This is a genomic window from Pedobacter sp. WC2423, assembly GCF_040822065.1.
Classification (GTDB): domain Bacteria; phylum Bacteroidota; class Bacteroidia; order Sphingobacteriales; family Sphingobacteriaceae; genus Pedobacter.
In genome coordinates this window covers 1,334,025-1,348,105 of record NZ_CP162005.1, presented here as the reverse complement: position 1 = coordinate 1,348,105, position 14,081 = coordinate 1,334,025, and the positions used below count along the sequence as shown (strand labels likewise).

Sequence of the window (14,081 nt, the reverse complement as noted above, 5' to 3'; positions counted from 1 at the left end):
GCTTTATTATTTTGATTTAAAGTAATAATTTACTGGCCATTCCAAGTAAAAGTAAAAATCCAAATACGTCGGTAAAAGTAGTAATGATAATGGATGAAGCAATTGCAGGGTCTATACCTACTCTTTTAAGTATCAGGGGTATCCCTGCTCCTGTTACGCCCGCAATAACCAGGTTACCGGTCATCGCCAGAAAAATAACAAGTCCGAGTAGTGGGTTTGCATCAAATACAAGAGCAAAGATGAAAACGATCAGGCCTGTTACGGCACCATTGATCAGACCAACAGTAAATTCTTTTAAGACGGTACGGTAGGCTTGGTTGTCGGTCAGATCGTAGAGGGAAATCCTTCTGACGGTTACAGCGAGTGCCTGAGTGGCTGCGTTACCTCCCATTCCGGCAATAATAGTCATGTAAGCAGAAAGTACTGCAATTTTAGCAATGGTTGGTTCGAAATGCCTTACTACTGCTGAGGCCAGGAAAGCGGTCCCTAAATTGATAATTAACCAGGGTAATCTTGATTTTACGGCTTCTACCCAGTTACCGCTTAATTCTTCATCTTCTGATACACCGGATATTTTCAGAATGTCTTCTGTGTTCTCATCTTCTAAAACGTCAATCACGTCATCAAAAGTTACTCTTCCCAATAGTTTCATCTGATTGTCCAGAACAGGAATACTGGTAATATTATATTGAGAAATCAGTCTTGCTACTTCTTCCTGATCGGTATCAGGACTTACCCAGGCTACATCAGACTTAACCAACGAAGTGATTTCTACATTTCCTTTAGCTTTGATAATGTCTTTTAAGGAGACAATTCCCTGAAATACGTTGTTTTCATCTACAACAAAAATGGTATAGAATTCTTCAATCTCCTCGCTTTGTCTAATGATCTCGTCGATAGCATCCTTTTTCTTCAAATGAAGCTGGATCCGGATAAACTCGGTATTCATCAGCCCTCCTGCTGTATCTTCATCGTAACTCAGCAGGTTTCTGATATGAGAGGCATCGTCTTCGCTCAGGTCTTCGAGGATCTCTTTTTGTTCGTGTTCCTCGAGTTGCGAGATAATATCCGTTGCATCATCGTAATCGAGTTCTTCTACAATCTCTGTACGCTTATCTGGATGAAGCTGGAAAAGTAATTCTTCAGGGTGCGCTTCCTCATGCATCTCTGCAAAAATCTCTGATGCAGTTTCAACGGGAAGAAGGTTGATAATACGTTGTCTGTCCTCTTGTGTCAGGCTTTCAAATAAGATGGCAATTTCGGACGCATGATACTCATCCAGAATTACAGCTAATTGATTATCGCTGCCATTAAGGGCGGATTTTATTTTGGTAACATCAGATTTGTCTAGTTCATAGGATTGCATGCCCGGCTAAGGTAATTATATTTTCTCTTTTATAACCGCCGACATTTATTTAAACCATCCTTTTCGCCAAAAATAGATGACCTGAAGCACCGCGATCACGACCATAATCAGCATCGTATACAAATATCCGTGTGAAGCGTACAGCTCCGGCATATTGTAAGGCATAAATTTATGGGTTACGGGATCTTCTTTGGCGAAATTCATTCCGTAAACTCCGGCGATAAAAGTAAGTGGGATAAATATGGAAGAAATGATAGTAAGTACCTTCATGATTTCATTCATCCGGTTACTGATAATTGACAGATGCATATCAATATTACTGGCCGAAATCTCTTTCAGTGACTCCACTATATCAATAATTTGTATACAATGATCATAAGCGTCACGAATATAGGGTTTGGTTTGCTCAGTGATAAGATGACTATCACTGCGAAGCATATCATTTAGTTTGTCTCTTTCTGGCCATGCAACCCTGCGTATATTAATTAAGTTTCTTTTGATCAGCTGCACGTCGAACATAAAACTCTTATCCGGTTTATCAAACAGGCGATCTTCTATCTGATCAAGCTCTTCACTCCAGAAACTAAGGATTTCGAAATATTTATCTACAACAATATCCATGAGTGCATACATAATGTAGCTGCTTCCTGAAATCCTGATGTTTCCTTTCCCTGCTTTTAACCTTTGGATAACCGGATTAAAACAGTCGGCATAGTTTTCTTGTAGGGTAATCAAGGCATTATCTGTCAGGATAAATGATAATTGCTCATTTTCGAGATTCTTTTCTTCATCGAGCAAAAGCATTCTGCTGACCGCGAAAACATAATCATCGTATTCTTCTAGTTTTGGTCTTTGATAAGATCTGGTAATATCTTCAAGGATTAACCGGTTAACATGAAGTTCACTGTTTAAGGTTTCAAACAATTCAGGAGATCCGAATCCCTTTATTTCAATCCAGAAAGTAAAGTTCTTATCTGCAAGCAACTGAGCAATCTGATTGATATTAGGAAGTTCTTTCTTCTCATAAGTTGCTGCACTAATTTTATGAAGTGTAATTACTGGTTTTAGTGAATTTTCATCAATATAAACTACTCCCGGACTGGTGCCCGCCAGCGGTATTTTTAAACGCTTTTTCTTTTTACGTGATTTGCCTTTTTTATCAATGCCCATACTTTAAAGATAGTTTTTGGTCTGAGGACCTTGATTGAATAACAAATCAACAATACTCATGTTTGGCATAAATCCCATTCTATCTTCAAATACCTGAAAATAAGGTTTTGCAGGAGTAATCAATTCAGGTTCTTTGAAATGCAGTTTCAGTCTGTAATCATTTTCAGGGGCTATTTCTTTAACATATGCTGTAGTAAAATTAAAGTCTGCTGGTTTTTTTAGTTGTTTGAAGATCCACTGTAATATTTCCAGGTTATAGTCAAAAAGAAACTCGAATTTCTTATGGTAGAAAACAGCGAGTTCATCTTCATAGTATTCAAAATAGGCAGAATTACGGTAACAGCTTTCTAAACTTAACCAGTGCAGGCGCTGCCATTTAAAATCATAACTTATTTTTACATCTTTGACCTTCGTGTGGTATTTTGAACCTTTGATTACTGGCAGAAATAGATCTAAAGCCCCGTTTGGTGAATAAATCCTCGTTCTGTTGCGGTAAGTTTGTTTTGGAAAATGTTCTTCCTTTTCCAAAATGAATTCGTAATTATGAGCGTTTAAAGCAGAGAAATAACTTACAGGAGGAAGATAAAAAAGAGGAAATATAGCTGGATTGTGCATTGGTTAATTTATGTTTGCATTTTCAATCAGGCAAAATAATGATAAAAAAGGCTTTTTTCCTATTTGATCTCCATTTTTTTATGAACGTAAACGAGAAATTAAGCTAATGTCAGAGCCGAGTGTAGCTGTTGTGATCCTCAATTGGAATGGAAAACAACTATTGTCTGATTTTTTACCAGGAGTAGTTAAAACCAGGTATACGAATCTTCAGTTAGTTGTAGGTGACAATGCATCCACAGATGGATCCGTTGATTATGTAAGAACCAGTTTTCCTGATATACAGGTTATTGTGAATGATCATAATTATGGATTTGCAGAGGGTTATAACCGGATTCTTAAACAGGTAAAGGCTGATTATTACGTTTTATTGAATTCTGATGTAGAGGTTCCTGAGAACTGGATTGAACCTGTAATCAAAGCGATGGAAGCAGATTCCCATATTGCGGCTGCTCAGCCTAAAATTAAATGGCAGAAGAATAAAACTCAATTTGAATATGCTGGTGCTGCGGGTGGTTTTCTGGATATCAATGCCTTCCCTTTTTGCAGAGGAAGGATTTTTGATCAGGTGGAGGATGATTCAGGGCAATACAATGATGCTAAAGAAATCTTCTGGGCAAGCGGTGCAGCTTTTTTTATCAAGCGCGCCCGATGGGAAGAAACAGGAGGTTTAGATCCTGACCTTTTTGCGCACATGGAAGAAATCGATCTTTGCTGGCGTTTAAAAAATCTTGGATATCATATTGTCTATTGTCCTGATGCGGAGGTTTACCATGTTGGTGGCGGTACTTTAGCGACCAATAGTCCATATAAAGTGTTCTTGAACTTTAGAAATAACCTGATGATTATGCAGAAAAACCTGCCGGCTCTGGAAGCGGTATGGAGTATAACACTCAGGATGACTATTGATTTTGTAGCCTGGATACAGTTTCTGATTAAAGGAGAGACCAAATTTGCATGGGCTGTGAATAAAGCACATTTTCAGTTTTTAGCCAATCTCAGAAAGACAGGTGCTAAAAGAGCCAGAAAGCAATTAGCCTACTCCAAACACACCGGGGTTTACCATTCCAGTGTAGTCTGGAGTTATTTTATCAAAGGAATCAGGAAATTTAGCCAGCTAAAAGACTTTCGATAGCCAGACGATAGCCGTCTAATCCGAAACCAGTTAATACGCCCTTGCAGTTTTTTCCGGTTAGTGAAACGTGGCGGAATTCTTCTCTGGCATAAATATTAGAGACATGTACTTCTACAACGGGTGTATTGATGCCTGAAATTGCATCCGCAATGGCTACTGAGGTATGTGTATATCCCCCGCCATTTAAAATAATGCCATCGAATGAAAAGCCAACTTCATGCAGTTTGTTGATTAGCTCCCCTTCTACATTACTTTGGAAATATTCAAGTTCTATGTTTTTGTATTTATCCTTTAATTCTGTAAAGTATCCTTCGAAACTTTTGTTTCCGTACACTCCTGGCTCACGTATGCCCAGCAGATTTAAGTTAGGTCCGTTAATAATCTGTATCTTCATCCATTCAAACTTAGACTTAAAAACTAATAAATAAAAATTCATTGATTAATTATCCTTACCATAATTCATTCAAGGCTTACCTGAAGCTGGAACGCGGACTTTCCGAAAATTCTGTCGATGCTTACCTGAATGATGTTGCAAAGCTGTTTCAGTATTATGAAGTTATTGGTAAGGATTTTTCTGTTAAAAGTATTTCTGATAGTGTATTACATGATTTTGTTAAATGGTTAAGTGAGTTAGGTATGCTGGCCAATACACAAGCAAGGGTAATCTCCGGATTGAAGTCTTTCTTTAATTATCTGATGCTGGAAGAATTAATTGATATTGATCCTTCGCAGCAACTGGACTCTCCTAAATTAAGCAGAAAGCTTCCTGATATACTGAATGTGATAGAAATTAATGCTTTGGTTGAGGCTATAGATGCTTCTAAACCGGAAGGAATGAGAAACAAAGCAATTTTGGAAGTCTTGTATGGTTGTGGATTAAGGGTGACTGAACTGATTACTCTCCGTATCTCAGACCTGAATCCCACTCAGGAATATATTAAAGTAACTGGTAAAGGAAATAAGGAAAGGATTGTCCCTATTGGAGCAGTTGCATTGAAGTATATCGATATTTATCTAAGCCAGGTCAGAGTTCATTTAGCTATTAAAAAAGGAAATGAAGACTATATTTTCCTCAATAGAATGGGTTCAAGGTTGTCCAGAATTTCTGTATTTACTATGATTAAAGCGTTGGCAGTTGCAATAGGTTTACAAAAGACGATCAGTCCGCACACATTCAGACATTCTTTTGCGACTCATCTGATTGAAGGTGGTGCAGATTTACGGGCTGTACAAGAAATGTTAGGCCATTCAAGTATTACTACCACAGAGGTTTATACGCATCTGGACAAGGATTATTTAAGAGGTATAATCACACAGTTTCACCCCAGAACGTAATTTATAAATTGCAGGAAATCATACGATCTTTACCTTGCATATCTTTTTTTAAGATGATGTCAGTAAACCCTTTAGCAGAAAGCATCTCTACTGTTTCCTTACTTAAATACTCGTTAATCTCAAAAAACAATTTTCCTTTTGGATGCAGATTAATCAGCGCAAAGTCTGCGATGCCCTTATAGAATAATAAAGGATTTTCATTGCTTACAAATAAAGCCAGATGTGGTTCATAAGCCAGGACATTCTGATGCATTTCTTCCTTTTCGTTTTCAGTGATATAAGGAGGGTTACTTACAATCAGGTCGTATTTGGATGGGCTGCTATAGGTCAGGATGTCTGAGTGTATGAAATTAATAGCAGCAGTGTTAGTTATTGCATTTTCCCTGGCCACAATTAATGCATCTGCAGAAACATCCAGTGCACTCACTTCTGCCTGTTCAAGGTTCTTTTTCAAAGTAATTGCAATACATCCGCTTCCAGTACCAATGTCCAATATGCTGGAAACGGGCTGTGTTTTTACCGTATCCAAAATCCATTCTATTAGTTCTTCTGTTTCTGGTCTGGGAATCAGGACAGCTTCAGTGACTTTAAATTTGTGTCCGTAAAACCATGCTTCTGCAAAAATATGCTGCATTGGCCTCCCCTTTTTCAGTTCCAGCAATATGTAGTTATAAGCTAAAGATTGCTCAGTGCTTAATTGTGTTGTTGCATTGATTAGTAATTGACCCCGGTTCCATGCAGAGACTTGTCCGGCTGCCAGGCAAAACAATTGCTTTGCTTCTTCCCCATCATATAATGCGGATAGTTCCTTAATAAAGTATTGTTCTAATTGCTTAACATTCATTAAATGCAAAAGTATTAATAAATGTTGCATCTCTGTGGTCGAAATATTTCAATAGCTCATAAATTGAAGCTATTTTTGTCCATATGAGCGATGAATTGTACATGAAACGCTGTCTGGAGTTAGCAGAAATGGGTAACGGTCAGGTAAGCCCAAATCCGTTAGTTGGCTGCGTAATTGTCAGCGGAGGAAAGATTATAGGAGAAGGTTATCACCAGAAATATGGTCAGGCTCATGCTGAAGTTAATGCTATCCGTTCTGTAACAGACCGATATGGTGAACAAGCTGTAGAATTATTAAAAAATGCAGTCGCTTATGTAAGTCTTGAACCCTGTGCCCATTTTGGGAAAACGCCTCCGTGTGCTGATTTATTGATTCGCCATCAACTGAAAAAAGTAGTGATTGGTAATCGTGATCCTTTTCCTGATGTAGATGGTAAAGGAATTGAAAAATTAAAAAATGCAGGTATTGAAGTGGTTTCCGGGGTGCTGGAAGATGAGTGTTTTGAAGTGAATCGTCGTTTTTTCACAAGAATTGCTCAGCAACGCCCTTATATTATCTTGAAATGGGCCAGAACAGCAAATGGATATTTTGCGCCTAAGAATTCTGTACAGCAGTGGATCAGTGGTCCGCTTTCTAAAAAACTGGTTCATAAATGGAGAACAGAAGAAGATGCTATTTTAGTTGGTAAACAAACTGCAATTGCTGATAACCCTGCTCTTAGTGCGAGGGAATGGCCGGGGAAAAACCCAATCAGGATCGCCATTGATCGTAAACTTGAAATACCAGCGGACAGTCAATTATATAATGCGGATGCTAAAACCATTATATTCAACGAACAGAAAACGAGTGTAGAAGGAAATATCCATTTTATTGAAATGGAAGACATGCAATATTATCTTCCCCAGAAGATCGCTTATCAATTGTATTTGATGGATATACAATCTATTATCGTTGAAGGTGGGGCAAATATGCTGAACCAGTTTATCTCTGCTGGATTATGGGATGAGGCCAGAGTTTTTAATTCAGCTTCAAGCTGGGATACCGGAATACACTCTCCTGTGATCAATGGAAACATTAGGTCAGTTATACAAGTAGATAAAGATCAGCTAACTATATATAAAAATTATAATAATAAATGATATACATATTACTTAGTATCAGCTGCAGCGTAACGGTAGCAGTCTTGCTAAAACTGGCAAAACGTTACAATATTCATGTGCTGCAAGCGGTAATGTGGAACTACCTGGCGGCCATAATTCTTAGCTATATTTTCTTCAGGCCAGAGCTGGCCCGGCTTGTAACAGTGCCGACTAAACTTGCTATTGCAATTGGTGTATTATTACCTGTCTTATTTCTTATTCTGGGTGCATCTGTCAGAAACATAGGAATTGTAAAATCAGATATTGCACAGCGCTTGTCTTTATTTATCCCTATTCTGGCTTCGTTATATCTTTTCGGAGAAAACTTTGGAGGATTAAAGGTAGCGGGACTTTTAGTTGGTTTTGTAGCTATTGTATTCACCCTTTCCCGTAAATCTACTGTTAAGGCAGAAACAAGTTCTTATGTTTACCCTGTTCTTGTCTTTATAGGATTTGGACTGATTGATGTCATGTTTAAAAAACTGGCACTGGATAAGTCTATTCCCTATACCAGTACACTAATGGTTGTTTTTTGTATTTCTTTTATAATCGCAGCAGTGATTTTGGGATACGTTGTCATCGTCAGAAAGAAAAAAGTTGAACTGATCAATTTCTTTTGTGGTATCGTATTAGGATGCTTCAATTTTGGAAATATCCTGTTTTATATGAAAGCACACCGGGCAATGGCTGCTAATCCTTCTACAGTATTTGCTGCAATGAATATGGGCGTAATCATTTTAGGGAGTATAATTGGTATAGTCTTGTTTAAAGAGAAAGTAAGTAAGTTGAATTATATGGGTATAGCTATGGCTCTTGTTGCCATTTTACTGATTACATTATCGCAAAAATATGCTGTTTGATGATACTTATAAGACGATAGATCATCCCGCAGAAGGAACCTTTAAAGATAAAGGAAGTAAATTTATCGCTTTTGCCTATCCGCTGCTTTCAGAAAATGATGTTAAAGCACATTTGATTAAATTAAGAGCTGAACATACCAAGGCCAATCATTTCTGTTACGCTTACCGCCTTACGCCTGATAAAAGTATTTACCGTGTAAATGATGATGGTGAACCTTCTGGTACTGCTGGCAGACCTATTTTAAATGCCTTGTTATCAGCAGGCCTGACCAATATACTAATCGTCGTAGTCCGTTATTTTGGGGGTACGCTATTGGGAGTCCCCGGTTTAATTAACGCTTATAAATCAGCTGCTGCAGAAGCAGTTAACGTAGCCTTGATTGTTGATAAGACAGTTAACGATATTTATGAAATTAAGTTTGATTACCTGGTGATGAACGATGTCATGCGTATGGTAAAGGAAGAACAGCTGACTGTGCTTGATCAACAGTTTGATAATGAATGTACAATCAGATTTGAAGTTAGAAAATCTCAATTGAATAAAGTTTTACAAAGAGTCGAAAAACAGTCAGGTGTTGAAATAAAATACCTTGGCACTGTTTAAAACCTTAATTTAGAATATCATTAACCCAATTACCATGCAAAAATTATCAGAAGCAGACTTAGTCATCAATCCCGATGGAAGCATTTACCATTTAAATATACTCCCTGAAGATGTTGCGGATACAGTGATTACTGTAGGCGACCCTGACAGGATTTCAGAAATAACTAAACACTTTGACCGGATTGAGCTTAAAAAAGGAAAAAGAGAATTTTTAACGCACACAGGTTATATTGGTACGAAACGAATCACTGTAATTTCTACAGGAATTGGTACTGACAACATAGATATCGTTTTCAATGAGCTGGATGCATTGGTAAATGTAGATTTCAAAACTCGTGAGGTTAAAGAAAAGTTAACTTCATTAGCTATTATCAGAGTAGGAACTTCGGGCGCTGTACAGCCTGACCTGCCTATGGGAACTATCCTTGCTTCTACTTTCGGACTTGGCCTGGATGCTTTAATGCATTATTATGTTCATGGAGTACCGGAGGAAGAAAAAGGACTGTTTGAACAGGTAAAAACACATTTCCAGGATTTGCATGCTGTAAATCCTTATCTTACTTCAGCAGATCCCGTATTATTGAATACTATAGGAAAAGGAATGGAGCAAGGAATTACGGTAACAGCACCTGGTTTTTATGCTCCTCAGGGACGTCAGGTAAGAGCTCAGAATGCAGTGCCTGATTTCATTCAGAAACTGAATACCTTCAGCTATGAAAACTATAGAATTACGAATCTTGAAATGGAGACTGCGGGTATTTATGCATTGGCGAAAGTTCTGGGACATCAAGCACTTTCGGTGAATGCTATTTTAGCGAGCAGAGTAAATTATCAGTTTAGTAAAGATCCTAATTCGGTTGTAGATAAGGCAATTAAGCTTGTCTTAGAAAGAATTACAGCTTCTAATTAATTTAAAATTCAGCACCTTTTCAATCAGATGGGTGCTGAATCATATCAATCGCGAAATTTTCTTCGCAATAATCTTCGATGACAAAAAAAAAGCATTTCTTCCTTATTCTCTTATTGGGTTCACTTACTGCATTGGGCCCATTTTCAATTGATATGTATTTGCCGGGTTTTCCCGCAATTGCTAAAGATTTAAATACATCAATTGCACGTGTTTCTTTATCATTATCTGGATTTTTCATAGGGATTTCCCTTGGGCAGTTACTCTATGGACCATTGTTAGATCGTTTTGGCAGAAAGAAACCGCTATTTATCGGATTAGTTATTTATATCCTCGCTTCTTTGGGTTGTGCTTATACTCAAAGTATTGATGCATTAATCGTACTCCGGTGTATACAAGCTCTTGGGAGCTGTGCTGCGGCAGTAGCTTCAATTGCTATGGTCAGAGACTTGTTTCCCGTTCATGAGAATGCTAAAGTGTTTGCCTTATTATGGTTGGTTGTAGGAGTTTCTCCAATGATTGCACCAACTGTTGGTGGGTACATAACTTCTACGTATGGCTGGCATGCTGTATTTTTAGTGTTAATGTTATTAGGGCTGCTAAACCTTATCGCAAGTGTTTTTGGACTTCCTGGTACTTATAAACCTGATACCACCATATCTTTAAAGCCAAAACCTATTATAATGGGTTTTATCACTGTTTTAAAAGAACCACAGTTTTATACTTATGCCTTTACCGGGGCAGTAGCATTTGGAGGGCTCTTTGCTTATATATCAGGCTCTCCCCTGTTATTTATGAAGATTTTTGCTGTAAGTGAGAAAACTTATGGTTGGATATTCGCCTTCTTATCGATTGGTTTAATTGGTGCCAGCCAGGTCAATACGCTGATGCTTAGAAAATACAGCAGTGAACAGTTGATATTCGGTGCATTAACCTGTCAGGCAATTACTGGTGTGGTATTCCTTATTGGTAGTGTCAATGGGTGGTTTGGTTTGACAGAAACAATTATTTTATTGTTTATATTCTTAAGTTGTCTTGGTTTTGCCAGCCCTAATGCTTCTGCCCTTACTTTAGCACCTTTTACTAAAAATGCAGGCAGTGCATCGGCTTTAATGGGAGCAATTCAAATGGGGCTGGGTACATTGGCTTCAGTTGCTGTAAGTTTGTTTGATGCACATTCGTCAGTACCTATGGTGTCAATTATGGCGTCAACCTCGATACTGGCTTTAGCAATTCTCTATTTTGGAAGAAAGAATATCAAACATAAAGTAGAACTGGACAAAGACAGTACGGTGATATCTTTGCATTAGTATTACTATTTACTTGGGGGTGGTGCCCGGAAGCGGAATACCCCCTTTTTTGAATGCCTCCATTAACTTTTCCTGAAAGAGAAGTTTAGCGTCATTGAACCCATGTGATTTTAACCAGACACTAATCATTACTTTATATCCTGTTTCTTCCAGTAATGAAATCCCTATCCGATGGGCAGGATCTTTTAGCAGGTCTGATGAATTATTAATGGTTTGTGTAATTAGCTTCAGCAGCTGATCATAATCTATACCATAACTAAACTTAACTTCAATATCCAGCCTCCGGCTTCCTTTGGTGCTGATATTGATAATCACTTCGTTTGATAATTTTCCATTGGGTATAACTACTGCCCTGTTGTCAAAAGTAGTAACCGTTGTGTAAAAGATCTCAATATCAGTTACAGTTCCTTCCTGACCTTGTGCAATAATATTATCTCCTACTCTAAATGGCTTAAGCATCAGAATAAGTACTCCACTTGCGAAGTTCTGTAATGTCCCTGATAAAGCAAGACCTGCTGCAACTCCCAATGCACCAATTAATGCTGCAAATACAGTCATTTGTATGCCGATAAATTGCATCACTGTAAATACAAGCAAAACGCGGAGTGCTGTGACGGAAAGGCTGATGAAAAAGGGTTTTAAAGAAGGATCGACATCCTTATTATAGAATCTTTTTTTGATCCATCGGGAGAAAATTTTAATAAGCCATAATCCAACCGATAAGGCTGCTATTCCTATAAGAATGTTAGGTCCTTTTTCTACAAGCCAGGTAATTGCTCTATCATAAAGTAAGTCACTATTGTTCTGATCAGCTAATTTCATAATTGAATCTTTAAATCCTTATTTGATTAAATAATAACGTAATCTCCATCGAAAGGTTTAAGAATATCCAGGATTACAAAACAAAAAGATGGCACGGATGTTGAATTCATATAGAAATAATAGAGAACACATGTTAAACAAAATCACTCATAACTTAACCATTTTAGCCGCTAAGAAGATTTTGACTACCAATAATGCAGAAAATCTGGGTACGGCTAAACGGCTGGTATCAATTATAGCCGGCGCTTATATTTTTCAAAGAGGTATCAGATGTTTTTATAAGCATCCGATAATAGGTTTACAAGAAACCTTTCTGGGAGGCTTCCTGATGTATGAAGCTGTAAAGGGCATTAAAGATACTTATCCTGCAAGACCAACTGACCCTTCGCAAGTGCGAAGAAATCAAATTCAGGGAAATGACCCAAGCTCACCGGTCCCGGCATTCGTTTAATTGATATGACGGAGCAAGTACAATATATACAGGTGACTCAATCAGTTAGTTCACTATTAACTGATCAGGTTACCTGTTTTCAGTTCTAACTATCATTTTACCAAGCTTCTCATAAAAAACCGCAAGATTGCCTAGTTCAAGGTGAAAGATTTTGCAATGTTTATAAGCATAAATATCCCGTTCACACAAATACATTTTATCATCCAGATATTTTAGCATATCTATAATCCGGATATGCAGTCCGTAGACCTGGCAAAGGTGAAAGTTCAGGTATTTGTCTGCATGACTTCCAAAAATAAGAACATCCCGCGAAGCTGAAAATCTGATCCGCTTTAATTCGGATGAAAGATAATTGGCTTCATTCAATTCTTTTAATGGCCTTTCGATATTTTCTATTTTATAAACTAACCTGGTCAGCAAATCAAGTTCATTATAGCTTTCTGCTAAGTATAAGTATGGCATAAGTTTTATCTTTTGATTTATAAATTTCTATCTCTGTTTTCATCTGTTCTGGCAGCTTTTTCTTTGCGGAGTTTTAACCTCAGCTTTTTTATTCCGCCGTCTTTTAACTGCCTGATACGTTCTCTGCTCAATTTAAAAATCAATGCGATATCATCAAGCGATAAGGGTTGCATTCCTTTTAAGCCAAAGAACAAGCTCAATACTTTTTCTTCTCTTTTAGTTAAGATTTTTAAAAGCTGGGTTGCTTCTATTCTATCGGAGTCAATAATAAGCAAATGATCAGGATATGGCTGATATGCTGGCGTTACTTCTAGCAATGTATTGCTAAAATCAGGTTTCAGTGTTTCATCCAAAGACATACATCTGCGTACCTTATTTAAATAGCCTGCTACCTGCTGAGTTTCAATATCCATTTCTCCCGCAATTTCGTCTGTGGTCGGCAGCCTTTCCAGTCGCTGTTCCAGGGAAGATATTGTGCCATTTATTTTAGTAATAGAATTGATCATATTCAGAGGTAAACGAATAATACGCGTTTGCTGTGAAATGGCCAGCATAATGGCTTGTCTGATCCACCATACAGCAAAGGAAATAAATCTGAATCCTTTTGTATCGTCAAAACGTGAGGCTGCTTTAATCAAGCCCAGATTGCCTTCATTAATTAAATCGCCCAGGCTTAACCCGCGATGCTGATATTTTTTGGCCACTGAAATTACAAATCTCAGGTTAGTTTTCACTAAACGATCCAGTGCAACCTGATCCCCTTGTCTGATTTTTATAGTAAGCTGGATTTCTTCTTCAATCGTTAACAATGCTATTCTACCCACTTCCAGAAGATATCTGTTAAGTGATTCCATGTCTCTGCCTGTAATCGTGCAGCTGATCTTTAATTCTCTCATACATTTAGGTTATTGAGTAAAGTTGTATATAAGAATCGAATAAAGAAAGTTGATGGTATTAATCCGATAAATTAACGATTATAAGAGCCTAAACCGAGAATAATTCATTTCAAATCAATTTTATGGCTAATAAACCGTAGAATAAAAAGTTTATCTAAGATTAAAATA

16 protein-coding genes are annotated in these 14,081 nt (G+C 37.6%); 8 read left to right on the top strand and 8 right to left on the bottom strand.

Annotated features, from left to right (window positions below; translation table 11 throughout):
* Positions 1–16: 16 nt before the first annotated feature.
* From mgtE to AB3G38_RS05145, 3 genes are read right to left on the bottom strand one after another with little or no spacing between them, the layout of a single operon-like run.
* Positions 17–1,366 carry a magnesium transporter gene (gene mgtE, locus AB3G38_RS05155; RefSeq protein WP_367867428.1) on the bottom strand — a complete coding sequence of 450 codons (1,350 nt, stop codon included), beginning with the start codon at positions 1,364–1,366 and terminating at the stop codon, positions 17–19.
* 45 nt (positions 1,367–1,411) lie between these two features.
* On the bottom strand, positions 1,412–2,536 hold the full coding sequence (gene corA / locus AB3G38_RS05150) for a magnesium/cobalt transporter CorA (protein ID WP_367867427.1): 1,125 nt from the start codon (positions 2,534–2,536) through the stop codon (positions 1,412–1,414).
* A gap of 3 nt (positions 2,537–2,539) precedes the next feature.
* On the bottom strand, positions 2,540–3,151 hold the full coding sequence (locus tag AB3G38_RS05145; RefSeq protein ID WP_367867426.1) for a WbqC family protein: 612 nt from the start codon (positions 3,149–3,151) through the stop codon (positions 2,540–2,542).
* Between the two features lie 106 nt (positions 3,152–3,257).
* On the opposite strand from AB3G38_RS05145, the gene AB3G38_RS05140 reads away from it, so the two are divergent.
* Complete coding sequence (locus AB3G38_RS05140) at positions 3,258–4,283, top strand: glycosyltransferase family 2 protein (protein ID WP_367867425.1); 1,026 nt, start codon at positions 3,258–3,260, stop codon at positions 4,281–4,283.
* Here the strand turns inward: AB3G38_RS05140 and aroQ are convergent.
* On the bottom strand, positions 4,258–4,677 hold the full coding sequence (gene aroQ / locus AB3G38_RS05135; protein ID WP_367868747.1) for a type II 3-dehydroquinate dehydratase: 420 nt from the start codon (positions 4,675–4,677) through the stop codon (positions 4,258–4,260). The two genes, AB3G38_RS05140 and aroQ, sit on opposite strands and share 26 nt — an antisense overlap.
* Positions 4,678–4,718: 41 nt before the next feature.
* Here aroQ and xerD point away from each other — a divergent pair, with 41 nt between their 5' ends.
* Complete coding sequence (gene xerD / locus AB3G38_RS05130; protein ID WP_367867424.1) at positions 4,719–5,618, top strand: site-specific tyrosine recombinase XerD; 900 nt, start codon at positions 4,719–4,721, stop codon at positions 5,616–5,618.
* A gap of 1 nt (position 5,619) precedes the next feature.
* Here xerD and prmC read toward each other — a convergent pair whose 3' ends face one another.
* Positions 5,620–6,462, bottom strand: a complete 843-nt coding sequence (prmC, locus tag AB3G38_RS05125; RefSeq protein WP_367867423.1) for a peptide chain release factor N(5)-glutamine methyltransferase — start codon at positions 6,460–6,462, stop codon at positions 5,620–5,622.
* Between the two features lie 83 nt (positions 6,463–6,545).
* On the opposite strand from prmC, the gene ribD reads away from it, so the two are divergent.
* From ribD to AB3G38_RS05100, 5 genes are all read left to right on the top strand, one after another.
* Entirely contained in the window at positions 6,546–7,601 is a 1,056-nt protein-coding gene (ribD, locus tag AB3G38_RS05120) for a bifunctional diaminohydroxyphosphoribosylaminopyrimidine deaminase/5-amino-6-(5-phosphoribosylamino)uracil reductase RibD (protein ID WP_367867422.1), read from the top strand.
* On the top strand, positions 7,598–8,461 hold the full coding sequence (locus AB3G38_RS05115; protein ID WP_367867421.1) for an EamA/RhaT family transporter: 864 nt from the start codon (positions 7,598–7,600) through the stop codon (positions 8,459–8,461). The genes ribD and AB3G38_RS05115 overlap by 4 nt, the downstream gene beginning before the upstream one ends.
* Positions 8,451–9,065 carry a YigZ family protein gene (locus tag AB3G38_RS05110; protein WP_367867420.1) on the top strand — a complete coding sequence of 205 codons (615 nt, stop codon included), beginning with the start codon at positions 8,451–8,453 and terminating at the stop codon, positions 9,063–9,065. Before AB3G38_RS05115 ends, AB3G38_RS05110 begins: the two co-directional genes overlap by 11 nt.
* A 34-nt stretch (positions 9,066–9,099) precedes the next feature.
* Positions 9,100–9,975, top strand: a complete 876-nt coding sequence (locus tag AB3G38_RS05105; protein WP_367867419.1) for a nucleoside phosphorylase — start codon at positions 9,100–9,102, stop codon at positions 9,973–9,975.
* 77 nt (positions 9,976–10,052) lie between these two features.
* A complete protein-coding gene (locus AB3G38_RS05100; protein ID WP_367867418.1) occupies positions 10,053–11,282 on the top strand; it encodes a multidrug effflux MFS transporter in 1,230 nt (409 codons plus the stop codon).
* Between the two features lie 9 nt (positions 11,283–11,291).
* Here the strand turns inward: AB3G38_RS05100 and AB3G38_RS05095 are convergent, their stop codons facing one another.
* Complete coding sequence (locus AB3G38_RS05095) at positions 11,292–12,104, bottom strand: mechanosensitive ion channel family protein (protein WP_367867417.1); 813 nt, start codon at positions 12,102–12,104, stop codon at positions 11,292–11,294.
* A gap of 130 nt (positions 12,105–12,234) precedes the next feature.
* Between AB3G38_RS05095 and AB3G38_RS05090 the strand changes: the two genes are divergently transcribed.
* The gene (locus tag AB3G38_RS05090; RefSeq protein WP_367867416.1) at positions 12,235–12,555 is read left to right on the top strand and encodes a hypothetical protein; all 321 of its coding nucleotides are present in this window, start codon (positions 12,235–12,237) and stop codon (positions 12,553–12,555) included.
* A 69-nt stretch (positions 12,556–12,624) separates the two neighbouring features.
* Here AB3G38_RS05090 and AB3G38_RS05085 read toward each other — a convergent pair whose 3' ends face one another.
* Positions 12,625–13,017, bottom strand: coding sequence for a hypothetical protein (locus AB3G38_RS05085; RefSeq protein ID WP_367867415.1), 393 nt, complete (start codon positions 13,015–13,017; stop codon positions 12,625–12,627).
* A 17-nt stretch (positions 13,018–13,034) separates the two neighbouring features.
* The gene (locus tag AB3G38_RS05080) at positions 13,035–13,913 is read right to left on the bottom strand and encodes an RNA polymerase sigma factor RpoD/SigA (protein ID WP_367867414.1); all 879 of its coding nucleotides are present in this window, start codon (positions 13,911–13,913) and stop codon (positions 13,035–13,037) included.
* Between the last annotated feature and the right edge of the window lie 168 nt (positions 13,914–14,081).